This is a genomic window from Nitrosomonas sp. (genome assembly GCA_031316255.1).
Taxonomy (GTDB): Bacteria; Pseudomonadota; Gammaproteobacteria; order Burkholderiales; family Nitrosomonadaceae; genus Nitrosomonas.
This window is the reverse complement of sequence record JALDQW010000001.1, coordinates 3,496,857-3,521,974: the sequence shown is the minus strand read 5'-3', so window position 1 is coordinate 3,521,974 and position 25,118 is coordinate 3,496,857. Positions and strand designations below refer to the sequence as shown.

Sequence of the window (25,118 nt, the reverse complement as noted above, 5' to 3'; positions counted from 1 at the left end):
GGTGGATATCGAAAAATTTTACGCTGAGAACCTGCCCAGACTGGATAAGCTGTTGCGTGACGCAGCCATGTCCAGTAGCCCCGATGTATGGCTATTGGCCGTTCAATTGCTGGAACGATTAAAACAACAGAACAGGCTGCCTAAGCAGGAACGGGAATTGATGCCATTGTTGCGCCCGGTATTCTGTCGCACGCCCGAGGATCAGGCCCGTTTCCCACATCTATTCGAACAATGCCTGAATGATAAAAAGCCGGTTAGCATTGCTACCGTGAATCATCTTGTTTCCACCGAGCAAGGCGTATTCAATACCCTGCGCGACAGCGCCCGAAGGCTGGATAAATACTGGTGGCTGGCAGGAATACTGATTGTCGCCGCAGTATTTTGGTTTGTCATTGAATATCCAGCGGAAAAAAATGATCCAGAAATTAACGGTGGCGAGTCACCCGAAAAAATTGATGATCCGGGAACGGGAACTGCAAAACCGGAGCCTAAAGCTTCAACAGAACCACAAATACCCATCGTCGACCGGATTTTACCCCGAACGCAACCTGAACCAGAGGAACTTCCAAATGATATCCCGTGGCCGGTTATCGTGCTGCTTTATACCGTGCCATGGATACCTGTTGCAGTTTATTATTTCCGAAATTATTTCCGCAAGCTGAAATTCAGCCGTTCGACATCGACCGGCGATGAGCTGTTCAATCAATTTCATTTTGACCGCAATTTAATACCGGTATGGGGTGGCGCAAAGGCTGAGCGTGCGCTGCGGGATTTGCGCGCGGTGCAGTATCTGCCAACCCGCCGGATGGACATTGCAGCAACCGTGGAAGCTACGGCGCGCAGTGGCGGCTACTTTCAGCCGGTTTACCGCAACCGGCGCGAACCGCCGGAGCATGTGATGCTGGTGCGCAGCCTTGACCGCCACGATCAACACGCCGGTCTGGTGGAAGAGTTGGCCGGGCGGTTCAAGTCGCTCGGTTTGAACGTGCATGTTTATCGTTTCCGTGACAATCCGCGTTTATTGATACGCTGGGATGAAGAAACGGGCGATTCTTGTCGGCTTGAACAGGTTCTGGCACGGTATGGCAATGCACGGCTGATGGTATTCAGCGAAACCGATATCCTGTTTCATCCATACAGTGGCGAAGTTCGCCCCTGGTTAACCGATTTGAAGCCGTGGCAGCATAAAGTCTGGTTGCATCCGTTTGATGCACACGCAAACCATGCCCGATTACTGGCTGATCGCGAGTTTTTAATGCTGCCATTAACGCGTGACAGCCTGCCGCAGTTGGTCAGTCATCTGACGATGGGTCATACTCCCAAACTGAGAGAACAGCCGGTCGATCCTGAGCCGCTACCGGAGATGATCGCCGAGAATCCAGATGCCTGGCTCGATGAGCATCCACCGCAGGGCGTTGACCTTGTTGAATTGTTTAAACAACTAAAACATTATCTCGGTAATGAGGGTTTGCTGTTGTTACGGACCATCGCCGTGTATCCGAAACCGGGATGGGAATTGACCAAAGCACTGGACTTTCTGCTATGTGGTCATGCCGGTGATACGGATACCGCCGGGCAGCGAGAGCAACGGTTTTTCCGGTTGAGTCGGTTACCGTGGCTGACACATGGATTTTTACCCAATTGGCTGCGTGAAGTGTTGTTGCAGCACAGCAGTCCGGATGAAAAACAGCGCGTTGTTACGGTCTGGCAAAGTCTGTTCAGTCAACTGACCAGCGAGGACCAGCCCGGTGCATTGCAACTGGATTTCAGCACGCCATCCAAACGGCAATTCAAGCTGCGTTTTGACGAACAACGGATGATGCGGCAAAGCGATGCGCTGAACGATCCGATTTTTGCGCATATCCTGCTCGATGGCAAACTCGGGTTACTGGATTTTCACATGCCGCGGTTCCTGAACAAACTAATGCCCGGAGCCAATCAATGGATTATCCTTCGCCCGGCGCTGGTACTGTGGTTTTGTGTGGCGATTTTAGGTTCGTGGGGAATCACTCAATACGGCGTTCAAGCGTATACCACTATTCAACAACAACGAAATGAACTGCATTTTGCGCAATGGCACATCACTCTACAGTATCAATCAGATACACAAGCACTTGTTGACTTGTTGCAGCAGCGCCTGCTGCAAGATCAATTCCGGGTTATGCAGCCCGCTGAAATCAGCGATGCAGCGCTGAAAACCAATACCATCATTTATCCTGCCGGCGGAGAAAAAGCGGCTGCCAGAATCAAACTTCGCATGAAAGGGTTGGCGTATGGTGCGGAAGTGGTTTTACGTGAGTCGCCAGAATTGGAGCCCCATGCCATTCAGGCACACTGGGTAAATTCGTACGGTGCGGCATTCAACGATGAGTTGCGGATGCCAGCAGAACCGCGCTTGCCGTTTGAGCCTGAAATGGTGCGTATCCCGCCCGGAAAATTCCTGATGGGATCGCCGGATAATGAAGCTGGAAGATGGAGTGTAGAAAGCCCGCAACGTGAAGTGACGATTGCGTATGCGTTTGAAATGAGCAAATATGAAATCACGTTTGACGAATACGATGCGTTTGCCAAGGCGACCAACCGTAAATTGCCGAGTGATAATGGCTGGGGGCGCGGCAAACGACCGGTAATCAATGTTTCCTGGGATGATGCGCAGGCGTATGTAAAATGGTTGTCCGATAAAACCGGCAAAAAATACCGCCTGCCGACCGAAGCCGAATGGGAGTACGCCGCGCGGGCGGGGTCACAAACCCGCTACTGGTGGGGCGACGATATCGGCATAAATAATGCGGTGTGTTACGACTGCGGCAGCCAATGGGATGGCAAACAAACCGCGCCGGTGGGTTCGTTCAACGCGAATGCATTTGGATTGTACGACACCGCTGGTAACGTGTGGGAATGGGTTAAGGATTGCTGGCATGAGAATTACAATAATGCGCCAGTTGACGGTTCCGCGTGGCTGGAAGCTGCTGGCGGTGAGTGTAATCGCCGGGTGGTTCGGGGCGGGTCGTGGTACAACAATCCACATATCCTGCGGTCGGCGAACCGTGTCAGGATCAACACCGTTAATGCGGTCATCAACGTCGGCTTTCGTATCGCCAGGGCTTTTTGATATTTGATCTTTGTGCTTTTGCCCTTTGCGGGGTTTCGGCACATCCTACGTGATACAACATAATCCAACTTGCGGAGAGTCATGATGAAACAACAAACCACTATGCCGAGAGCTGTGGAAGACTGTCATGAGTTGCTGGCATGGATGATTCCGAAACTCGATCAGTTTCCGCGCAACCGCCGTTTTACCCTAGGCGAGCGTATCGAAAACGGTTTGCTGATGGTACTGGAAAATCTGATACAGGCCACATACCAGAAACCGCATGCGGCCTATCTGCAGGCTGCTAATGTGCAACTCGATGTGGTGCGCCATTTGTGGCGGCTGAGTCATACCCTGCAATCGGTATCGCATCAAAATTATGGCAAGGGCGCGGAGCGGCTAACCGGGTTGGGGCGGCAGATCGGTGGTTGGCGCAAATCTTCGGATAAATGAATGAAAACGTGAAGATGGCATGAATCCCTTGAAAGCTATCTGGCAATCCATTCTCGATTGGGAAAATCTGTTGCTGGCGTACCGCAAGGCACGGCGCGGCAAGCGCGCCCAGATTGAAGTCCAGAAGTTTGGTTTTGATCTGGAATATGAACTGAGCGATATTCGCGAGCAGTTGCAGCAGAAAACCTACCGGCCAGGTAAATTCCGGCAATTTCAGGTGCAGGACAGGAAGGTGCGGTTGATTTCAGCCGCGCCGTTTCGCGACCGGGTGGTGCAGCATGCGCTCATGAACCAGGTGGAGCCGGAACTGGATCGCCAATTCATTACCGACAGTTACGCGAGCCGCAAAAACAAGGGTGTACATGCGGCTGTCCGGCAATACCGTGAATGGGCGAATTGTTACCCGTATGCGTTGAAAATCGACATCAGTCGTTATTTTGACAGCATCGATCACCGCATCCTCAAGCAAAAAATCGCCCGGTTGATTGCCGATCCTGACGTGTTGTGGCTGTTCGATGTGATTATCGATTCCAGCCCGTGGCCGCAGCGGCCTGCGGTTGTCAGAGCGCCCGATGACACGCTGCTGGATTTGATGGAGCGCAACGTCGGTCTGCCGCTGGGTAATCTGACCAGTCAGTTTTTGGGGAATGTGTACCTGAACGATCTGGATCACACCGTCAAGGAAGTACTGCAAATTCCCGCCTATCTGCGCTATGTGGATGACATGATCATCCTCGGTGACAGCAAACAACAGCTTTGGCAATGGTGCGCAGCCATCGAGCAATTTCTGACACAAGAACGTATTGGCATTCATCCGCGCAAGAAAATACTGGTGCCGGTTTCCTGTGGCCTGGATGTGTTGGGTTATCGCGTATTTCCACAAGTGACACGGCTTGGACGCGGCAGTGGTTACCGCTTTCGCCGCAAGTTGAAACATCTGGCCAAAGCATATGGTGAGCATCGCATGACGCTGGCAGAAATCAAACCGCATGTCGCCGGCTGGCTCGGGCATGCCCGTCAGGCGGACAGCAAAGGACTGTGCAAAGCAATCCTTGGACAGGTATACTTTGGTAAAGGGGATACCGCTGGACGATCGCCGGGTGGTTCGGGGCGGGTCGTGGAACAACAATCCACAAAACCTGCGGTCGGCGAACCGTAACAGGAACAACACCGATAATGCGAACAACAACGTCGGCTTTCGTATCGCCAGTACGCTCGCAAATGCCGGAACCGGATGATTCAAGGATCATCCGGGCGCGCAAGCGGGTGCCCATACGCGGCATCTCCTGGCTGCGCCGGTACGGGCAGCCAAAGATCAATCGATGGATGAGTAGTGGCAGGGCAATGGACATGCGTAGGGGTAGGATGTGCCGGAAGGCGCATCAAATCGGGAACGATGCGCCTCCGGGTGTCGGCACATCCTACGTGCTTTGTGATGGGTAGGGCAATGGAATAAGAATATGGGGTTATGCAGCAAAACTATAAATTCATCATGATGTTGACTGCCGGTTTGTTATGCGGGCCGTTGTTGGCCGGTGACGTGAATGAACGGCGCATTGCAGAACCGCTCGGTGAGCGCACGGAACAAGGCCGGAAAGCGTCGCAGGCGTTGGCGCAAACCTGCCGCACCGGGCCGGAACAGGCACCGACGATGGTTGCGATTCGTCCGGGACGGTTTCTGATGGGATCGCCTGACAATGAAACCGGCCGTTTTGATGCCGAAGGTCCGCAACATGAAGTGACCATTTCCAAACCGTTTGCGATCAGCCGATGCGAAGTTACCGTCGGCCAGTTCCGACAGTTTGTCGAGGATACGGATTATCATCAGGGGGAACCATACATGACGACTGTAGAACAGAGTGGCAAGGGCTGTTATGCTTGGGTTAATAATAACTGGCAGCAGCAGCCGGAGCATCATTGGAAAAATCCGGGCTTTGATCAAACCGACAATCATCCGGTGGTGTGCGTATCGTGGGACGATGCACAAGCGTATGTACAATGGCTGTCGCGCCGTACCGGCGCACAATACCGCCTGCCAACTGAAGCCGAATGGGAGTACGCCGCGCGCGCGGATACCGTCACGGCACGGTTTTACCGGGACGATTTGCAATGCGATTATGCCAATGGCCTAGGCCAGGAAGGCAAGATGATTGCCGATTCCGGGTGGACTCTGGCCGAGTGCAACGATGTGCATGTGTATACCGCACCGATGGGCAGTTTCGGGGAAAACCATTTCGGGCTGTTCGATATGCTTGGTAATGCCTGGGAATGGACGCAGGACTGCTGGCATGAAAACTACAATAACGCACCGCGTGACGGTTCCGTCTGGCTGGAGGCCGATGGCGGCGATTGTGATCGCCGGGTGGTTCGGGGCGGGTCGTGGAGCAACGATCCACAGTTCCTGCGGTCGGCGTACCGTTACAGGAGCGGCACCGATAATGCGGACGTCAGCGTCGGCTTTCGTATCGCCAGGGCTTTTTGATCTTTGATCTTTGCGCTTTTGCCCTTTGCGGGGTGCAGGGGCGCAGCTCCTGCTGTTTTCTGTTTGGGGTGAATGTTACGGCACACTATTTTTAAACCAACTTTGGTGTATTTGGCTATACTACTTTTATGGTAATGGTGTTGAAATTTATAACCAGGGGTTAATGATTTCAATACCGCAACCATTAAAATCCTTGACGTTACGGGTGGCAATTGCAGCTTGATGGGTTTTTGCTATGGCTGCGATCATCAAATCTACCGCATCTGTGTTGATACCTTGCATTTCACATTGTGCAGCGATTTGGCCATAGTGATAAGCGGCTTCTTCGTCAAATGGAAAAATTCTGCCATTAAACGCTTCTGTAAGGAATGCCTCGAAACTGGTAGTCAACTGTGTGCGGCGTTTACCTGTTGGCAGGCGCATCAGTCCTCTTTGGATTTCTGCGACGGTAGCCGTTGAGATGCCCAGATGGATTGAGTTTTGTTTGCTAATCCAGTGTTTGACTTTTATTTCCGGTTGCTCGCGCATCAGCTCGGAGATGATGTTGGTATCCAGGATAATCACTCGATAAAATCAATGGATGAACGCCGTGTCTTGCGTTCAGGTAATGCGAGTTCAATACCGTATCTGGCGCCGAAATACTTCTCTGCAATTTGTGCAATGTCGACTGTTTCACCTTCAGGAGTCAATGATGCTTTTTGCAGAATATGGCAAATATAAGCTTCTAACGAAATACCGGCATGTTCTGCGCGAATGCGCAATAATTCCTCGGTTTTATCGGGTAAGTCACGAATTGTAAGATGGGCCATCGGGAGTTTTTCGGGTTGATTGAATTTATAAAATAGCTAATATAATCAATATGGTATAAATATGCAACTTTATGATGATTCTGTGTAGAGAACAAATAAACTGTCCGGGTATGTAGCAAATGATTTGTCCGGATTATCTTAGTCCCAGGAGGGACAAGGATGAAACGGACAGAATGGCTACAGGAGACACGGAAGATGAGATTTGAGGAAGCCTATGGGAATTATAAAAGTGGGAGTATCACGCAAGACGAAGCAGCAAAGCTGCTTGGTGTATGTGATCGCACATTTCGGCGCTACATGAACAAATACGACGAAGGTGGTCTGGATGCGTTATTGGACAAGCGGCTGACCCAGGCATCGCACCGCTGTGCGCCAGTGGATGAAGTGATGCGTTTAACGGAACAGTATCGCAACCGTTATTCTGGCTGGAATGCCAGGCATTTTCATGCATGGTATTGCAAGGACGGTGGCACACGCAGTTATACGTGGGTTAAGAGCCGGTTACAAGAAGCTGGGTTGATCAAACGTACATCAAAGCGTGGCGCGCATCGAAAACGTCGTGAACGCTCACCACTGACCGGAATGATGATTCATCAGGATGGCAGCACCCATGAATGGGTAGCCAATCAGAAATGGGATTTAATCGTCACTATGGACGATGCAACCAGTGAACATTACTCGATGTTTTTTGTTCAGGAAGAAGGCACTGCCAGCAGCTTCAGAGGCGTTCAGGCGGTGATAGAGAAGCAAGGATTGTTCTGTTCCTTTTATTCAGACCGAGGCAGTCACTACTGGCATACACCAGAGGCTGGTGGCAAAGTAGACAAACATAATCTTACGCAGTTTGGACAAGCCATGAAGCGGCTCGGAATTGAAATGATCGCGGCCTACTCGCCACAGGCGCGTGGACGCAGTGAGCGCATGTTCCGCACCCATCAAGAACGTTTACCCAAGGAACTGGCGCTGGCAGGCATCGCCGACATGGAAACGGCAAACCGTTATCTGCAGGAAGTCTATATGCCTGCTTTTAACGATGAATTCAAGCAGCCTGCTGCGGTAGATGGATCAGCATTTGTACCCTGGATCGGTGGAGAAATTGAGGATTTCCTGTGCGAGCGTCATGAGCGTGTCGTGGGTCATGACAATTGCGTCAGCTTCAACAACTTGAAGCTGCAAATTCCTGCCAATCAACATCGGTGTCATTACGTGAAGGCCAAGGTGACAGTACTGCGCTATCCCGACGGCAAGTTAGCGATCTTGCATGGGCCGCGGAAAATTGCCCAGTACGATAAAGCAGGCCAGGAAATAAAACATGATGAAAAGCTGTTGCGTAAATCCGCCGCCACAGCTTCGCAATGAACATCGAGAGGAGTTCACTGCGTTTAATTGCAAAGCGGACAGTTTATTTGCTATAAAACCGGACAATTCTATTTGTTGACAACACTTTATGATGATTCTGTGTGATCGGGGCGGGTGTAACAGCGTCGCGCCGTTCATCAAAACAATTGTTATTCTGCCGGTTCACTTTGCAATCGGTTTGTCAGCGGCGCAGGAAGAATCATGTAAGGTTGCTGCGGCTCATTTGCGTATCCAGAACCACAGCAATACCGACAAAACAATTGAGATCAATAGCCCTGTCATCAGCGGGAAATAGAAGGTAAAATTTTCCCGTTCGATAACAATATCGCCCGGCAGGCGGCCGAACGGGAATTTGGACAGCAGCGGCCAGGCCAAGCCCAGAATGAGTAAAATGATTCCCAATAGGATGAGCAGTTTTTGCATGGTATTTCCTGGAAAAAAACGATTGTATCCTATCAAACGCTTTTCGACGGCTCAACCGTGTGCACTGATCTCATGAACTGATGGCGAAAATACTTCTGTTTGGTTATGGTAATCCGGGGCGCGGTGATGATGCGTTGGGGCCGTTGCTGGTGGAGCGGTTCCGGCAGCCGGAGCGGGCGCATGTCCGTGTGCAGGCGGATATGCAGTTGCTGATTGAGCATGTTACCGATCTGCAGGGCTGCGGGCAGGTGGTATTTGCCGATGCCGATGTCAGTTGCGCCGAGCCGTTTCATTTTTCTGCGATTCAGGCGCAACAGGATGACAGCTATACCAGTCATGCGTTGACGCCAGCCGCATTGCTGCATGTTTACCGACAGGTTTATCGATGCGATGCGCCGGCTGCTTTTTTATTGCGCATTCGCGGTTATAATTTTGCGTTGGGCGATCCGCTCAGTAATCAGGCGGCTGATAATTTGAATGCCGCAGTCCGGTTTATTAACCAACGGATTATGTAGTCTTGAAACTTTTCAAAACGACGCGAAGCATAGGTCTGGCAATCGTATATTGGATTTACCTAAATTACATGACGTCAAACGTGATCAATGGCGCGTGATAATTGTTTGACGCTGCAGAAAGGTATGGCGTGTCTGCGGTGTGGATTAACAGGAAGTAGATATGCATGAACTGTCGCTTGTGGAGAATATGGTGCGGATTATTGAAGACGCGGCAGTGGCGCAAGGTTTTTCCCGTGTCAAAACCGTGTGGATGGAAGTCGGGCAATTATCCTGTGTGGAGAAGGACGCGTTGCAGTTTTGTTTCTCCACCGTTGTGGACGGCACCATTGCGCAGCAGGCAACGCTCGTAATCATTGATATTGCCGGGTGTGGGTGGTGCGAGCAGTGTCATTGCGAGATTGCCATTACTACGCGTTATGATGGGTGCCCAATCTGCGGTAATCATGCGATAACGGTAATCCGCGGCGAGGAAATGCAGATCAAGGAACTCGAAGTGGAATAAGGTGAAATAAAAATGTGTACGACATGCGGCTGCGGAACGGATCAGGTTCATATGGATGGCAAAATACTGCATCATCACGATCACGGTGATGCGGTGGACAGTCATGCGTATTCACATGTCCGTGGCCATGCGCCGGATCATGTGTCGGGTGTGAGCGCGTCGCGCAGGGTCAGGATAGAGCAGGATATTCTGGCGAAAAATAACCGTTATGCGGACGATAACCGGCGTTACCTGACCGGTCATGGGATTTTTATGTTGAATCTGGTTTCCAGTCCCGGCTCGGGAAAAACCACGCTGCTGATTGAGACGATTAATGCATTGAACGCATTGCAGCAAAGCCCGTCGATTGCAGTGATAGAAGGCGACCAGCAGACTGATCAGGACGCGCTGCGAATCCGTGCCACCGGCGTGCCCGCGATACAGATCAATACCGGTAAGGGCTGCCATCTGGATGCGCATATGGTGGGCCATGCCATGGAAAAACTGGACTTGCAGGATAACAGTGTGCTGTTCGTCGAGAATGTCGGCAATCTGGTCTGTCCCGCCGGTTTCGACCTTGGCGAAGCGCATAAGGTTGTCATCCTGTCGGTCACTGAAGGCGAGGACAAACCGTTGAAGTATCCCGACATGTTTCATGCCGCCGATCTGATGCTGTTAAACAAATGCGATTTACTGCCTTATCTGTCATTCGATGTCGAGCGGACGATTGAGTATGCGCAGCGTATCAACCCGGCGCTGCAAATATTCCAGATATCGGCCACTCAGGGAACAGGCATGCAGGACTGGATAGACTGGATTAAAGCCGGTCACCATCGCACGGTTACGACGCAAAAGGCGATATCGCAGCCGCTGCATTCCAGTGGCTGAAATTGCGCCATCCGCCATCACCCAAATCGATCTGCCTGCATGCGGGCCGGCCGTGCTGGCCTGCGGCGCATGGCTGAAAAACACCATTTGTTTGACGCAAGGCAATAAAGCGTATCTCTCGCCCGTTATCGGCGACCTGGACAATGCCGAAGCCCGGCGCAGACTGGACGATACGGTTGCCGCCATGTGTCATAGGCTGAAAATCGAGCCTGAAATTGCGGTGCATGATTTGCATCCGGATTTTTACAGCACCGAGTTTGCGTGTGCCTTTGCTGCGCAAATGGGTATTCCGGTGATGGCAGTGCAGCATCATCACGCGCATATTGCGGCGGTCTGCGCCGAACATCAGGTTGCCGCTCCGGTGTTGGGACTGGCGCTCGATGGGGTAGGGCTTGGAACGGACAATACGTCTTGGGGCGGAGAACTGTTGCGGGTGGACGGTTGCGAATTTCAGCGCATCGGCCATCTGGCGCCGCTGGCATTGCCCGGTGGCGACCGTGCGGCAAGGGAGCCGTGGCGGATGGCCGCGGCTGCGATGGCAAAGCTGGGACGCATTGACGAAATTGTGCAACGTTTTCACGGGCAGCCTGCTGCACAGTCTGTTGCGGCCATGCTGCAAAACAATATCAACTGTCCGCAAACCTCGAGTATGGGGCGATTATTCGATGCGGCAGCCGGTTTGCTCGGTGTGTGTCTGGTTCAGTCGCATGAGGCGCAGGCAGCGATTGCGCTGCAACAGCTGGCCGAAAAAAATGGCCCTGCAGATGCGCTCATGAATGGATATCGGATAACAGACGATAACCTGCTGGATTTCTCGCCGCTGTTGGGTGTCATAGTTAACGAACCGGATTTTGTTCGGGATGTCGCGAAAGCTGCGGCAGTGTTTCACGCGACCTTAAGCGCTGGACTGGCAGCGTGGGCGAGGCGCGCCGCCCAGTACTATGGCGTTACCCGGCTTGCGCTTGGCGGTGGCTGCTTTCATAATGGAATCCTGCTTAAAGAACTAAAAAACCGGCTTGAAGGGTGTTCCATCAGCCTCCTGTCCGCAGAAAAATTACCGCCTGATGACAGCGCGATTGCATTAGGGCAGGCATGGATTGCGCTTCAAACGCTGCAGAAAACATGAAATAATGAAAGTTATGAATAATTACGTACAACGCTTTTTACTTGAGAATCTGGATATCCGTGGCGCAGTGGTGCGCGTGGAAAGTGTCTGGCAGCAGATGCTGAAAGACCGGCAGTATCCCGAACCCGTGGTGCAATTGCTCGGAGAACTGAGCGCTACTGCACTATTGCTGGGGGATAATCTTAAACAATCCGGCCGCCTGACTGTGCAGTTGAAAGGCGACGGGCCGGTTTCGATGCTGGTTATTGACTGTGATGACAGTCTGCAGTTAAGAGGTATGGCGAAATACGCTGCAGAAGTGGCCGCACAGCCGGTGCCGAGTCTATTAGGGCATGGCCAATTGGTATTGACGCTGGATATGCATTCCATGCGCGAGGCTTACCAGAGCATCGTGCCGCTCGATGGCGATACCATCGGTGAAATTTTTGAGCATTATTTCAAACAATCCGAGCAGTTGCCGTCCCGCCTTTTTTTGACGGCATCGGATAATGCCCTTTTTGGCATTCTGCTGCAAAAACTGCCTTCGGCCGATCAGTGCGATCCCGATGGCTGGACACGTATTGAAGCGCTGGCAGCAACTACGCACGATCAGGATTTATTCAAACTGACCGCCGAGGAAATCCTGACACGGTTATTTTTTGAAGAAACCATTCGCATTTTCGATGCGCAATCCGTCAGCTATGGATGCCGTGAAGATGCGTCGAAAATCTATGACTTGCTGCAATCGCTCGGCCGCGAAGAGGTGGATGCGATTTTGAGCGAACGCGGAGAAATTGTTGTGCATGACGACATCTGCAACCGCGAGTACCGTTTCGATGCGTTGGCCATAGACGCTATTTTCCGTGAAGCCGGGCCGACAATTCACTGACGGACACCTCTAAAAATTCATCGGCATAATACGCAATTCATCAGTATAGCCTGCCCGCCTTGTTTTAAATCGCTGAATTTTTGCGATCCCCTTAAAAAATCCGGTAATGTTCGATCACGTTAGATTGGTACGATTAATCCGATTTTAGTATCCGATAAGTTTCCGGTATCGGTTTGTGAATGGTAACCGCGCGTAATGTCCCAGCATTACGGGTGCAGCGTTATTTTGCTGCGCAAAGTTTAGCCAAATTTTCATTCACAATCAGTATAAAAAGAATATCAAAGCACTTTTTTTCATGACTTTATAGTGCGATCTCTTCCTATACCATGCCTGTCTGAAAAAATTCTTCTTCTCAAACTAAAATTACCCGGTCAGTCTGAAAAAAAAGCATGGTTTTAAATAACAATCATACAAATCGAACAAATGTCAAGTCATTGTTCTTTCTTGTTATTTGTTGCTTTATGCCTATTGCCGGTGCAGCCGGAAAAAATATTGAAAATCAATTGCTCGGGCTCAGTATCGAGGAGTTGATGAATATTGAGGTGATTACGGCGTCAAGACATTCACAGAAATTGAATGACGTCGCCGCAGCCGTTTTTGTCATTACGCAGGACGATATCAAGCGTTCCGGTGCGACCAGCATCCCCGATGCATTGCGTATGGCGCCTGGCGTTCAGGTTGAACGGGTATCCACGGATAAATGGGCGATCAGCATCCGGGGATTTAATGGCGTTTTTGCGAATAAGCTCCAGGTGCTCATGGATGGCCGCAGTGTCTATCATCCAATGTTCGCCGGGGTACAATGGGAACAGCAGGATACGCTGCTTGAGGATGTCGAGCGTATCGAAGTTATCCGCGGTCCGGCAGCTGCAGTATGGGGCGCAAATGCGGTCAACGGCGTCATCAATATCATCACCAAAAAAGCGGCTGACACACAAGGGGCATTGCTCACTGCGGGAGGCGGCAGCTTCGAGCACGGTTTCTTTGGCGCACGTTACGGCGGCAAAATAAACGATGCAACGCCTTATCGGTTTTATGCCAAGGGATTTACACGCGATCATTTGACATCGACTGCGGGCGATAATATTCACAACCAGTGGCATTCAGCCCGAGGCGGCTTCCGCCTTGATCATGCACGCGGTATTGATCAATTTACCCTGCAAGGTGATATTTTCTACAATGCCAACGGCGATACGGTGGATCGCAGTCAGCTCAATCTGCCCGGAATGCCTCAGAACGAATCGCGCGGTTACAACACCGGGGGGAATATCCGTTTGCGCTGGGACCGGGTTTATTCCGAACAATCCGCTGTTATGCTGCAAATGTATTACGACCGTGTTCGCTTTGAGCTGGAGCCTATCGGAAGCACAGATGCAGAGAGTTTTGATGTTGATTTTCAGCAACGTTTTGGTTTATTTGAAAAACACAATGTCACCTGGGGACTCAACTATCGGCTTTATCACAATACGAGTTTTGACTCCGTTATAACTAAATTCACGCCCCGCAAACAGACCAATCATCAGTTTGGCGTTTTTGTGCGTGACGAAATTTCATTGCTGCCCGAACGCCTGGTGCTCACCTTAGGCACGCGTCTGGATCATAACGATTTCACCGGCCTCGAGGTACAGCCCAATGCGCGTCTCATATGGACGCCCAATTCCTCAAATTCTGCATGGATGTCCGTATCCCGTGCCGTACGCATACCATCACGGGGTGAAAATGATGTTACCGCTGTCGTCCGGCAGCTTCAGGGGCTGCCTGGATTGCCAATTTTTTCCGGCTCGATCCTGACGGCTATACAGGGTTCGAGTAATTTTAACTCGGAAAAGCTGATTGCCTATGAGGTGGGTTATCGCCATCAGATAAGCCCGCAGGCGTCGGTCGATATTACCGGTTTTTATAACGACTATACACAACTGCGTGATTCCAATTTCGGTACATTTGCAACCAATTCAGATTTTCCCGGGCAATTTGTTTTACCTGTCGTTCTTGGCAACAGTGCGTCAGCGCATACCTTTGGGGTTGAAGCATCCGCTGACTGGAAGCCGTCGAATCAATGGCGCTTGCAGGCCAGCTACAGTTATTTGGATATGCATATTCATGCGAACGAATTTCTGAAGCAACTTGATCCGACAACGGGTGGCGCAGCCAGTGTAACCCCGCAGCATCGCGTATCATTTCGCTCGAATTACGACTTTACCGAGAAACTGCAACTCAATCTTTGGCTGCGTTATGTCAGCAATATTGCGTTTTATGACATTCCCGATTATGTCACGATGGATGCAAATCTGACATTCAAGCCGACCAAAAATGTTGAGTTGTTTCTCGTTGGCCAGAATTTGCTCAGTGAAAATCACCGGGAATTTGTTTCCGACACCATCCCTACATTACAAGGTGTTATTCCGAGGGGAATCTATGTGGGGGCGCGATGGCAGTTCTGACGGCAAGTCGCAGCGCCAGGTGTATGTTTGGTGGGTTAATCACACGGACACAAATGTGTCTGCACGCCGGAAAGGGGCGTTTAAATACACTGTGCCATAGATTATTTTCTTGCGTCGTATTGTGCTGTATTGCCATTCATGCGGTTGCCAGTCCTGCGTTTGGTGATAATCCGTTCCTGAAGTTCACGATCGAGGAATTGATGGATGTCAGGGTTGTCAACGTGTCTTCTGTATCCCGGAACAAACAAAAGCTTAATGAAGTGGCGTCAGCTATTTTTGTGATTACCCAGGACGATATCCGCCGGTCAGGCGTAACCAGCATACCGGAAGCGCTGCGCATGGCGCCGGGTGTGCAGGTTGGACGAATCAGCACGGATAAATGGGCGGTCAGTATCCGTGGTTTTAACGGTTTTTCATCCAGCAAGGTCCAGGTGCTGGTCGACGGACGCAGCGATTATTCGCCACTATTTGCCGGAACACTGTGGGCGCAACAAGATACTTTGATGGAAGATATCGAACGTATCGAAGTCATTCGCGGTCCTGCAGCTTCGGTGTGGGGAACCAATGCAGTCAATGGTGTGATTAACATTATCACTAAAAGCGCCAGCAACACACAAGGAACATTTTTGACCGCCGGTGGCGGAAGTTTTGAACGCGGTTTTATGAGCGCGCGTCACGGTGGCAAGTTTAATGAAAAAACACCATTCAGGATTTTTGCAAAAGGATTTTCAAGAGACAGTACACGCAGTTTGTCTGGCGCCGACAACCATGAACAATGGCATTCTGCCAGAGCGGGATTCCGTGTTGACCACAACCGCGGTAGCGATCAGTTTACGTTGCAAGGCGAACTCTTTTATAACGCGCTGGGTCAAACCATAGATAAAAACACCCTCGATTTACCCACAATTACGGGCGAGGCGCAACGCAATAACCAAAAAGGCGGTTACCTGCGTTTTCGCTGGGACAGAACGTTTTCTGACAAGTCTTCTCTTTGGTTACAGGCGGCTTACGACCGCAACCATTATCAACTGTTACCGATTTCAAAGTATGAAGCTGAAAGTGTTGATGTTGATTTTCAACACAATTTTCCATTGCTGGACAAACATAACTTTACATGGGGCGCGCATTACCGAGCGAACCGAAACAAGGTTGTCGATTCAGAAGCGATCACTTTTGATCCGCGGCAAGCGACCAATCATTTCTTCAGCGGTTTTGTCCGTAGTGATATCGTGCTGATTCCCGATCGGCTTTTGTTTGCTATCGGAACCCGGGTGGATCACAATGAGTTCAGCGGCTTGGAAGTTCAACCCAACGCGCGGTTAACCTGGATCCCAGATAATAAAAACTCCGTATGGATGGCTGTATCCCGCGCGATTCGTACGCCCTCCCGCAGTGAACATGATGCACATATCAATCTTGGTCTTAAAACCGGTTTGCCGGGTAACTCCAGTTTCCCGATTTCGTCTTTAAGCTTCATCGATAGCAATGGTAAATTCGGATCGGAAAAACTGCTCGCCTACGAACTGGGATATCGTCATCAGTTTTCATCACAGGCATCTATAGATGTTGCTGGTTTTGTCAATGACTATAGTGACTTAAGAGATTTTAGTTTTGGCGCATTATCGTTCAGCACAGGATTGCCGCAGCATCTTATTGTACCCGTAACTGTCAACAATAAAGCATCCGCGCTTACTTACGGATTCGAAGTGTCCACTGACTGGAATCCACTCGATCGCTTGCGCTTTCAGGGCAGTTATAGCTACCTTAAAATGGACGTTTCATCGAATGAAGCATTTAAAACATTCGATCCATTAACGGGCGGTGCAGATAAAGTCAGTCCTCAGCATCAATTATCAGTACGTTCAAGTTACGATATCTCGAATAGATTACAGCTTAATCTGTGGTTGCGTTATACCAGCAGAGTGGAGTTTTATAATATACCTGATTACGTCACAATGGACGCCAAGTTGGCGTTCAAACCGGTGCGAAATATTGAGTTATTTCTTGTCGGCCAGAATTTGTTTAGTGAGAACCACAGGGAATACGTATCCGATATTATCCCATCTACAGCAGCGCGTCTTCCGCGCGGCATTTACGTGGGAGCGCAGTGGCGCTTTTAATGGCAAACGCAGATATGAATTTTTTTAACCGCTTCATCCAACCATTGAGCATGCGCTTGAAAAGAGGTGTTGTGCATGCTGTGTGTGTTGTATGTCTTGGTTTTGTACTGCCATATGCACAATCTGATGCTTTTGCCGAGGAAATCATCGAATACAAGGTAAAGGCTGCCTTTATATATAACTTTCTGATATTTACGCAATGGCCGGAAGAAACAGGCGAGACGCTAAATCTCTGTATTTATGGACGGGATTATTTTGACGGTGAAATTGATTTGTTGGAAAGCAAGCCGGTGAATGGTCGACAAATTCAGGTGAAGCGTATTAGCGTTACAGATCAGTTTAATGACTGCCAGGCTATATTTTTCTCCAAATCGATCAGCAATGAACTATCAACGCTGTTGGATAAAATTTCAGACAAGCCCATCCTGACGCTCGCTGATAGTTCAACTGCGGTCACTCATGGTGTTGCAATCAACATGGATTTATCGAATGAAAGAATAATTTTTGAAATTAATCTGCGTAATGCGCGCGATGCAGGTCTTAATATCAGTTCAAGATTATTGCAATTGGCGGTTAAGGTGCATCAATAGATGCTTATCAATCAGAAAAGTATATGGTTTTAGTCCGTTTTATTTCGTTTATGAATCATTAATAATGCAAGTATGCTTGCTATTGCAATATCCTTTTCAGCGGGCTAATCAACACGCGTGCTCAAGTACTTATCCAACAATAGAAGAGAGGTTTCATGGTATGAAGTTAAATTCTAAAAACTTTTTTCAAGCAATTCTGGCGGCGATTTTATTTACGCAAATACAGTTAACCTTTGCAGATACCGCTGATGATACTGCGACAGTGCTTAACTGGGCTGAAAACAAATTTCCGGAAGTTTTTCCTGGTCATCGCGCAACACAAAATATCAGTCCATGGTTGTTTAGGTTTTACCCTGAAACCGCTGTTTACGTAGGCGTCAATACTAATGATAATAATGTTTATGTTTTGGGCGGCCCCTGGGGCGACACGCCAACACGGGTTGATTCGCTCGCTAACCTGGTGAATCTGGTGAGAAAATCAGGTGGCGGCGGCATCAGTGCCTGTAATACGGAAAATGTGCCCAGTGGTATTAATTATAGTCAGAGCGGCAACGTCGTGACGGTCACAACCAACGGTCAATGCGTGCCTGCACCAAATATATCCGATCCGACCAATAGCAATCTCTGCGTAATACCGCAGCAACAAAATGCGAGTGGTATTTCCGTGCTGAGTAGTAATACGGTTACTGCTTCGAGTCTAGAGGGCATTACCATAACTACCCCTGGATTGCCCAATCCGTTTCAGGCCATTGTCGATGCGAATGCAAGTGTCAAACATTGTACAATCAATGCCGCAACCGGAACGGCGGATCTGATTGTTAATTCTGACCTGTGTTTTGATATTACAGAAACACTTTCCGAACTGTTGGCCAGTTTTCCGTTGGAAGGCGTGCAGGTAACGCCGCCCGTTACCTATGCTTCGGCCGGAACCTATGCGAGCCAGGTCGTGCCAGATTGCTTTGCAACGGACGCCGCAACTGTGACCGACGCATTTACCGGGGAAGTATGGATTAACCAAAACGGCGATTTTGTTAAGCTCGGTAATTAAACTGATTTGAGATTGGGTGAATTGTTGCAGAAGCTACTGTAAGCGGGTATTGCAGTAGCTTTTTTATATGTGTTGTATACAAAAAACAGCTCGCGAAGCGGATGCCTGCAAATAGGGATTTTTCAAGAGTCGCTAAAGCGATTCCGGCAATCTTGCGTATTATTGTGCTGCGGCGCGCACCGCTTCCAGTAACGTGCTATCAAGATATCCATCCGCAATGCGTTGCGTTCTGTGCTGAAAAATGCTGATGGCTTTCCGGGTTTGCGGTCCCATGACGCCATCGACACCGCCGGGATCAATGCCGAGTGCATGCAGATCACTTTGTAATTGACGGACTTGTTCGCGCGAGATTTTGATGCCATCTGCGGGCGGTTGCCGGGACAATTCAGGCTCGCCGTATATGCGATCAGCCAGATGGCCTACAGACAGCGCGTAATATTCAGAACGGTTCCAGCGCATGATGACCTGGAAATTCTGGGTAACGAGAAAAGCAGGGCCTCGATGACCCGCCGGTACCAGTAAAGCGGCTTTTTGACCGGTTGGCAATAAACTGGGGCCCGATACGGGGGTTACCCCGAGTGCCGCCCAGTCACTCAATGTTCGTTGGTGATTACTACCGGCCAGTGAATAATCGAAATCTGACGGCAGTTTGACTTCCTGTCCCCATTCGAGATCAGGATTCCAGCCCATTTTGCGCAAGAAATTGGCGGCCGACGCCATCGCATCTTCAATACTGCCCCATAGGTCCCGGCGTCCATCGCCATCAGCGTCTTTGGCGTAATTTAAAAAGGTGGACGGCATGAACTGCATATGTCCCATTGCGCCTGCCCATGAACCGACCATACGTTCAGGTGTGATGTCGCCTGCATCGATGATACGCAGTGCGTTGAATAATTCCTGTGTAAAAAATGCGCTGCGGCGTTGATCACAGGCTAGCGTGGTCAATGAATCCGGTACGGACCAGTCTCCAAAATATCCGCCGAAATTGCTTTCCAGTCCCCAGAAAGAAACCAGATATTTGGCTGGAATTCCGGTTTCCAGTTCTATTTTGTTCAATAATTCACGATGCGCTTCCAGCAGCCGGCGTCCATTTCTAATTCTTTCATTGGTTATACGCGCATTAAAATAACCGGCAAAGGTTTGAGTAAATTCGGGTTGGCGGCGATCCAGTTCGATAACGCGGGCAAGATGCTTGACTTTTCCCAGAACCGTGTTAATCGTATTGTCCGATATGCCTTGCTGACGCGCTTTGGATTTCAGTTCGGAGACACACTGACTAAACTGCTGGCTTGCGACGATTGCCGGACTCAGAAGCAGTGCGCCGGCCAATAAAAGGATTTGGCAATATTTTTTTGAGTTCGTGTGTTTTGCTATGATCGAGCGCGGCATGGTTATTACTCAGTCAATAAAGTGGTAACGCATTTATTTGCGGTGCGGGCATTCATTGCGCATGCAATCGGCATACAACGATAGTGAATGCTCCTGCAATTTAAATCCGCGATCTTTCGCGATGGCCAGTTGGCGTTTTTCGATTTCGGCGTCGTAGAATTCTTCCACGCGGCCACATTGCAGGCAAACCAGGTGGTCGTGATGGCCGTCGCTTTTGAGTTCGAACACGGCTTTGCCGCTTTCAAAATGATGCCGCTCGAGTAATCCGGCTTGTTCAAATTGCGTTAACACCCGATAAACAGTGGCCAGGCCAATATCTTCATTCTCATTGATCAATTCTTTATATACATCTTCGGCCGATAAATGACGCACAGAACTATTTTCAAACAAATTCAATATCTTGAGTCTTGGCAGTGTGGTTTTTAAACCGATCGTTTTAAGATCGATGCTTTTGAGGTCTCCAGAATTGCTCATGGTAATTTCTGTCAAGTAAATTATTTACTGTATCATATTGTGCTCAATCATGCTGAGTCTACACTACAAACATAACATATCAATACATATCAACAAAATGGTTGTAAAAATAATCACGATGCTGGTTTTTTTTAATTTGACGGGGTGCTTTCTGGTTCCGCATGTGCTTTACAAAATCGATGTACAGCAGGGCAATGTTGTGACCGATGAAATGCTCGACAAATTGAAACCGGGTATGACCAAATCCCAAGTGCGGTTCGTGCTGGGTTCGCCGCTTGTCGTCGATGTGTTTCGAGATAACCGCTGGGATTATGTCTATATCCAGCGCATAAAAGGCGATCTGGTTGAACAAAAAAGGCTGACAGTTTATTTTAATGACGATCGGTTGATGCGAACTGAAAATGAGCAGTTGTTTTCATTGCATCCAATGAAACCGGAAATATCGCAACCAGAAGATGCAATTGATGAAACTGTGAAGGCAACGACCGAAGACGAAGGCAGATAACCCTACATACTTTTGATAACTTAACAGGAATAACATGACGATTCAAAAAATTGCCATTGCAGGCAGTGGCGGCCGAATGGGCCGCGCCTTGCTTGAAGCGATCACGCAGTCAGATGACATGCAGTTATCGGCTGCACTGGAGCAAAAAAACAGTCCGTATCTGGGCAAGGATGCCGGGGAATTGATCGGTTCAAGTAACGGTGTTCATATCACGAGCGATTTTGTAACTGCCTTGACCGGCAGCAATCAGTTGATTGACTTTACCCGTCCCGAGGGCACGCTGGCGCATCTGGCAGTTTGCCGCGAAGCCGGGGTGAAAATGATTATTGGCACCACTGGATTCTCGGCTGAAGAAAAGGAAAAACTCAAGGAGGCTTCAAACGATATCGCCATTGTTTTTGCGCCAAATATGAGCGTGGGGGTCAATGTAACGTTCAAACTGCTTGAGATAGCCGCCAGGGTATTGAACCAGGGTTATGATATCGAAATTATTGAAGCGCATCACCGTCATAAAATTGACGCGCCATCCGGAACCGCTTTGCGGATGGGCGAAGTGATTGCCGATGCTTTAGATCGCGATTTAAAAAAAGTGGCTATTTATGGCCGGGAAGGCGTAACGGGTGAACGCAACGATGAAACCATCGGATTTTCAACGATACGCGCGGGTGATATTGTTGGGGAGCATACCGCCATGTTTGCCGGTATCGGCGAGCGCGTCGAAATTGTGCATAAAGCGAGCAGCCGGATGACGTTTGCCATGGGCGCGGTGCGCGCTGTTCGTTTTCTTCAGAATAAAACGAGAGGCCTGTTTGATATGCAGGATGTACTCGGGTTGCGTTAATTGTGACATTCGATTACACGTTTCTGGTTTTGGCCCACGTTTTTGGTGCGTTTATTTTCTGCAAAACGACAAAAAATACTTCATATGGCAATCTACGCAATCGGTGATATCCAGGGCTGCTACTCGTCGTTTAGGAAACTGCTTGACGTGATTGAGTTTGATGACTCGAACGACAAGTTGTGGCTGGTCGGTGATATTGTCAATCGCGGCCCGGAATCATTGGAAATGCTGCGTTTTGTTAAGCAGTCGGGAGATACGGTCGTCACGGTGTTGGGTAATCACGATTTGCACTTGCTCATGGTTGATGCCGGGATAGCCCGCTGCCAAAAAGGCGATACCATTCAACCGATTTTGGATGCGTCAGATCGTGAAGAATTGTTGAGCTGGTTGCGGCAGCAACGGTTGTTTTATTATGAGGACAACTATGCACTGGTGCATGCCGGCTTGCTGCCGGACTGGTCTGTTTCTAAAGCTGCGGTGCTGGCCAGTGAAGTGGAAGCAGCGTTGCGTCATGATGATTATCGGGTGATTTTCTCGCAATTATACGGTAACGAACCGGACTACTGGCAGGATGGCTGGATAGGTGCGGAACGTTTGCGCGTTATTATCAATGCGATGACGCGCATGCGCATCTGCAGCAAGGATGGACGTATGAATTTTTCGTATAAAGGCACTTTTCAGGATATTCCATCCGGTTTTTTTCCATGGTTTGATGTGCCAGAACGCGTCAGTCAAGAAAAAACGATTATCTGTGGACATTGGTCTGCACTGGGTTTGTATGTGACGGATAAGCTTGTTGCGCTGGACAGCGGTTGCGTCTGGAACGGCCGGTTATCCACTATGCGTTTGGAAGATAGGAGGGTTTTTCAGATTCCTTGTGATAGGAAGACAGCGACAGGCTGTTAGCAATAGCCTGTTCGGACAGGCGCGCCAGTTCGCGCCGGTTTTTGCCTTCGCTATGAATGGCATCGTTGCTGTTTAAAACAGCATCAATACGGGTTTGGCTTAAAATCTTTTTTAATGAGGTGATGAGTGATATGTCCGTATAGGCGGCGTCGCGGCATAAGTTGCCTGTGTCATCCAGATAACGGATTGCGACAGGATATATCAGCGCGTTGGCGTTTACGGCGGACTGCAACAGGGAAGCGTGAAAATGTTGAATCTGCATGCCGTCGCTGGTTGCACCTTCCGGAAAAATACAAACGCGCTCGCCGGTCATTAAAACATTGCCGATCACCTGGTTGATCCGCGCGGTATCGCTGCGTTTGGCGCGCTCTATAAATAGCGTGCCCACTCTTCTGCATAAAAAACCAATGACCGGCCATCTGCGGATTTCTGATTTGGCGACAAACTGTGTCGGACAAATTGCCATTAACAGACAAATGTCCAGCCATGAGACATGATTGGCGACCAGTAAAGCCTGTTGATCATTCTTGTCAGGAAACTTGCCGGTATGGTGCAGTCTGATATTCAAAATTTTTAATACTTTCATCGCCCAGTTTTTCATCATGTGATGCTGGGTGGCACGGGAAACATGAGGGTAGGCAATAGATTGCAGAATGCCTGACACTACATGCAGTATCAGCCGGGCAAAACGGATAAAACGAATGGCAACAGGCGTTGTCTTTTTCATAATCATGCGGGAAAAGTTGAGTCAACAGGATAATTTTACCTTGGCTGATGCTGGTAGATGAAAAAGTTTTACTCATGGAAAAAGCTGACGCTGTTTCTCATGCATAGTTTATGTAATAATTTAGGGTTGGATAATTAAACTCATTTCAATAAATTAAATTTGCAAAATGCAAACGTTATACGACAAACTCTGGGCGCAACATGTGGTTGATACGGGTTCGAACGGTGCTGACAGCATGGCATTGCTGTATATCGATCGCCATCTTGTTCATGAGGTCACTAGTCCCCAGGCATTCGAAAGTTTGAAAATTGCCGGGCGCAAGCCTTGGCGTATCAGCTCGATTCTTGCAGTAGCTGATCATAATGTGCCAACAACCGGGCGTGATCAGGGCATTAGTGATCCAACGTCACGCTTGCAGGTTGAAACACTCGATCAAAATTGCGATGAACTGGGTATCACCGAGTTTAAGATGAATGATCAGCGTCAGGGCATTGTTCATGTCATTGGACCGGAACAAGGTGCGACGTTACCCGGAATGACAGTCGTTTGCGGTGATTCGCATACCAGTACCCACGGTGCATTTGGATGTCTTGCTTTTGGTATCGGTACATCCGAAGTTGAGCATGTGTTGGCGACGCAATGTCTACTGGCCAAGAAGTCCAAGTCGATGCGGATTGTTGTAGAAGGCAGGCTTGGATTGGGTGTAACCGCCAAGGATATTGCCCTGGCAATTATTGGCAAGATAGGCACTGCTGGTGGAACAGGCTATGCGATTGAATTTGCAGGCAGCGCAATACGAGCCTTGACCATGGAAGGCCGTATGACGTTATGCAACATGGCGATAGAAGCCGGTGCGCGTGCTGGAATGGTCGCTGTGGACGAAACAACGATTCAATATATCCAGGGTAGGCCGTTCGCGCCGCAAGGCGAGCTGTGGAATAAGGCGGTTGCTTATTGGCGGACACTGCACAGCGATCCGGATGCCGTTTTTGATCAAACGGTCAATCTGGAAGCGGCCAGTATCCGGCCGCAGGTTACTTGGGGGACTTCTCCGGAAATGGTGACAACGGTGGATGGTGTTGTGCCTGATCCGAACGATGTTATGGAAGACATTAAACGTCAGGATATGGAACAGGCCCTGAAGTATATGGGGCTGCAACCCAGTACGCCGATACAGTCGATAACACTTGATAAAGTATTTATTGGTTCCTGCACCAACTCGCGGATTGAAGATTTGCGTGCAGCCGCTGAAGTGGTCAAAGGAAAACACGTTGCTTCGACAATTAAATTGGCATTGGTGGTGCCCGGATCGGGCTTGGTTAAGTATCAGGCCGAACAGGAAGGGCTGGATAAAATTTTTCAGGCTGCAGGCTTTGAATGGCGTGAACCCGGTTGTTCGATGTGTCTGGCAATGAATGACGATCGATTGTCTAAAGGAGAGCGATGTGCTTCAACGTCCAATCGTAATTTTGAAGGCCGGCAGGGTCCCGGTGGTCGTACGCATCTGGTTAGTCCGGCTATGGCTGCGGCTGCGGCTATAGCCGGACATTTTGTCGATGTGAGTCAGTTGAGTCTATCTTGA

The 25,118-nt window shown here is 49.6% G+C and carries 24 protein-coding genes and 1 pseudogene; 19 read left to right on the top strand and 6 right to left on the bottom strand.

Annotation, left to right across the window (positions count from 1 at the left end):
* Position 1: 1 nt before the first annotated feature.
* The 4 genes from MRK00_15630 to MRK00_15615 all read left to right on the top strand — a co-directional run bounded on the left by MRK00_15630 (position 2) and on the right by MRK00_15615 (position 6,026).
* Positions 2-3,112 (top strand): formylglycine-generating enzyme family protein, encoded by a 3,111-nt coding sequence (locus tag MRK00_15630; GenBank protein MDR4518799.1) that lies wholly within the window; start codon positions 2-4, stop codon positions 3,110-3,112.
* An 84-nt stretch (positions 3,113-3,196) separates the two neighbouring features.
* Positions 3,197-3,544 carry a diversity-generating retroelement protein Avd gene (gene avd, locus MRK00_15625; protein ID MDR4518798.1) on the top strand — a complete coding sequence of 116 codons (348 nt, stop codon included), beginning with the start codon at positions 3,197-3,199 and terminating at the stop codon, positions 3,542-3,544.
* A gap of 19 nt (positions 3,545-3,563) precedes the next feature.
* Positions 3,564-4,703 (top strand): RNA-directed DNA polymerase, encoded by a 1,140-nt coding sequence (locus MRK00_15620; GenBank protein ID MDR4518797.1) that lies wholly within the window; start codon positions 3,564-3,566, stop codon positions 4,701-4,703.
* Positions 4,704-5,012: 309 nt separating this feature from the next.
* Positions 5,013-6,026, top strand: a complete 1,014-nt coding sequence (locus tag MRK00_15615) for a formylglycine-generating enzyme family protein (protein ID MDR4518796.1) — start codon at positions 5,013-5,015, stop codon at positions 6,024-6,026.
* Positions 6,027-6,173: 147 nt separating this feature from the next.
* On the opposite strand, the gene MRK00_15610 is transcribed toward MRK00_15615, so the two are convergent.
* Positions 6,174-6,590, bottom strand: a complete 417-nt coding sequence (locus MRK00_15610; protein MDR4518795.1) for a type II toxin-antitoxin system VapC family toxin — start codon at positions 6,588-6,590, stop codon at positions 6,174-6,176.
* Positions 6,587-6,835, bottom strand: a complete 249-nt coding sequence (locus tag MRK00_15605; GenBank protein ID MDR4518794.1) for a hypothetical protein — start codon at positions 6,833-6,835, stop codon at positions 6,587-6,589. The genes MRK00_15610 and MRK00_15605 overlap by 4 nt, the downstream gene beginning before the upstream one ends.
* 159 nt (positions 6,836-6,994) lie before the next feature.
* Here MRK00_15605 and MRK00_15600 point away from each other — a divergent pair, with 159 nt between their 5' ends.
* Entirely contained in the window at positions 6,995-8,194 is a 1,200-nt protein-coding gene (locus tag MRK00_15600; GenBank protein MDR4518793.1) for an ISNCY family transposase, read from the top strand.
* A gap of 219 nt (positions 8,195-8,413) precedes the next feature.
* Here MRK00_15600 and MRK00_15595 read toward each other — a convergent pair whose 3' ends face one another.
* Positions 8,414-8,617 carry a DUF2905 domain-containing protein gene (locus tag MRK00_15595; GenBank protein MDR4518792.1) on the bottom strand — a complete coding sequence of 68 codons (204 nt, stop codon included), beginning with the start codon at positions 8,615-8,617 and terminating at the stop codon, positions 8,414-8,416.
* A gap of 80 nt (positions 8,618-8,697) precedes the next feature.
* Here MRK00_15595 and MRK00_15590 point away from each other — a divergent pair, with 80 nt between their 5' ends.
* The 10 genes and pseudogenes from MRK00_15590 to MRK00_15545 all read left to right on the top strand — a co-directional run bounded on the left by MRK00_15590 (position 8,698) and on the right by MRK00_15545 (position 18,694).
* On the top strand, positions 8,698-9,132 hold the full coding sequence (locus tag MRK00_15590; GenBank protein MDR4518791.1) for a hydrogenase maturation protease: 435 nt from the start codon (positions 8,698-8,700) through the stop codon (positions 9,130-9,132).
* Positions 9,133-9,292: 160 nt separating this feature from the next.
* Positions 9,293-9,634: a hydrogenase maturation nickel metallochaperone HypA gene (hypA, locus tag MRK00_15585; GenBank protein MDR4518790.1), complete on the top strand. Its 342-nt coding sequence runs from the start codon at positions 9,293-9,295 to the stop codon at positions 9,632-9,634.
* Positions 9,635-9,646: 12 nt separating this feature from the next.
* On the top strand, positions 9,647-10,501 hold the full coding sequence (gene hypB, locus MRK00_15580) for a hydrogenase nickel incorporation protein HypB (GenBank protein MDR4518789.1): 855 nt from the start codon (positions 9,647-9,649) through the stop codon (positions 10,499-10,501).
* A complete protein-coding gene (locus MRK00_15575) occupies positions 10,494-11,627 on the top strand; it encodes a carbamoyltransferase HypF (protein ID MDR4518788.1) in 1,134 nt (377 codons plus the stop codon). The genes hypB and MRK00_15575 overlap by 8 nt, the downstream gene beginning before the upstream one ends.
* A 4-nt stretch (positions 11,628-11,631) precedes the next feature.
* Positions 11,632-12,495, top strand: coding sequence for an Hsp33 family molecular chaperone HslO (locus tag MRK00_15570; protein ID MDR4518787.1), 864 nt, complete (start codon positions 11,632-11,634; stop codon positions 12,493-12,495).
* Positions 12,496-13,025: 530 nt separating this feature from the next.
* Positions 13,026-13,418, top strand: a pseudogene (locus MRK00_15565) (TonB-dependent receptor plug domain-containing protein).
* Between the two features lie 21 nt (positions 13,419-13,439).
* Positions 13,440-14,936, top strand: coding sequence for a TonB-dependent receptor (locus MRK00_15560; protein MDR4518786.1), 1,497 nt, complete (start codon positions 13,440-13,442; stop codon positions 14,934-14,936).
* Entirely contained in the window at positions 14,924-17,056 is a 2,133-nt protein-coding gene (locus MRK00_15555; GenBank protein ID MDR4518785.1) for a TonB-dependent receptor, read from the top strand. Before MRK00_15560 ends, MRK00_15555 begins: the two co-directional genes overlap by 13 nt.
* The gene (locus MRK00_15550; protein MDR4518784.1) at positions 17,056-17,646 is read left to right on the top strand and encodes a YfiR family protein; all 591 of its coding nucleotides are present in this window, start codon (positions 17,056-17,058) and stop codon (positions 17,644-17,646) included. Before MRK00_15555 ends, MRK00_15550 begins: the two co-directional genes overlap by 1 nt.
* A 160-nt stretch (positions 17,647-17,806) precedes the next feature.
* The gene (locus MRK00_15545) at positions 17,807-18,694 is read left to right on the top strand and encodes a hypothetical protein (protein MDR4518783.1); all 888 of its coding nucleotides are present in this window, start codon (positions 17,807-17,809) and stop codon (positions 18,692-18,694) included.
* A 159-nt stretch (positions 18,695-18,853) separates the two neighbouring features.
* Here the strand turns inward: MRK00_15545 and MRK00_15540 are convergent, their stop codons facing one another.
* Together MRK00_15540 and fur are read right to left on the bottom strand one after the other, a co-directional pair.
* The gene (locus tag MRK00_15540) at positions 18,854-20,083 is read right to left on the bottom strand and encodes a lytic murein transglycosylase (GenBank protein ID MDR4518782.1); all 1,230 of its coding nucleotides are present in this window, start codon (positions 20,081-20,083) and stop codon (positions 18,854-18,856) included.
* A gap of 33 nt (positions 20,084-20,116) precedes the next feature.
* Entirely contained in the window at positions 20,117-20,557 is a 441-nt protein-coding gene (gene fur, locus MRK00_15535; protein ID MDR4518781.1) for a ferric iron uptake transcriptional regulator, read from the bottom strand.
* 97 nt (positions 20,558-20,654) lie between these two features.
* On the opposite strand from fur, the gene MRK00_15530 reads away from it, so the two are divergent.
* The 3 genes from MRK00_15530 (at position 20,655) to MRK00_15520 (ending at position 22,809) form a co-directional block, all read left to right on the top strand.
* Positions 20,655-21,062, top strand: coding sequence for an outer membrane protein assembly factor BamE (locus MRK00_15530; protein ID MDR4518780.1), 408 nt, complete (start codon positions 20,655-20,657; stop codon positions 21,060-21,062).
* Between the two features lie 34 nt (positions 21,063-21,096).
* A complete protein-coding gene (dapB, locus tag MRK00_15525) occupies positions 21,097-21,903 on the top strand; it encodes a 4-hydroxy-tetrahydrodipicolinate reductase (GenBank protein ID MDR4518779.1) in 807 nt (268 codons plus the stop codon).
* Positions 21,904-21,987: 84 nt separating this feature from the next.
* Complete coding sequence (locus tag MRK00_15520; protein ID MDR4518778.1) at positions 21,988-22,809, top strand: symmetrical bis(5'-nucleosyl)-tetraphosphatase; 822 nt, start codon at positions 21,988-21,990, stop codon at positions 22,807-22,809.
* On the opposite strand, the gene MRK00_15515 is transcribed toward MRK00_15520, so the two are convergent.
* Entirely contained in the window at positions 22,742-23,536 is a 795-nt protein-coding gene (locus tag MRK00_15515) for a 1-acyl-sn-glycerol-3-phosphate acyltransferase (GenBank protein MDR4518777.1), read from the bottom strand. The genes MRK00_15520 and MRK00_15515 overlap by 68 nt on opposite strands.
* A 166-nt stretch (positions 23,537-23,702) precedes the next feature.
* On the opposite strand from MRK00_15515, the gene leuC reads away from it, so the two are divergent.
* Complete coding sequence (gene leuC, locus MRK00_15510) at positions 23,703-25,118, top strand: 3-isopropylmalate dehydratase large subunit (GenBank protein MDR4518776.1); 1,416 nt, start codon at positions 23,703-23,705, stop codon at positions 25,116-25,118.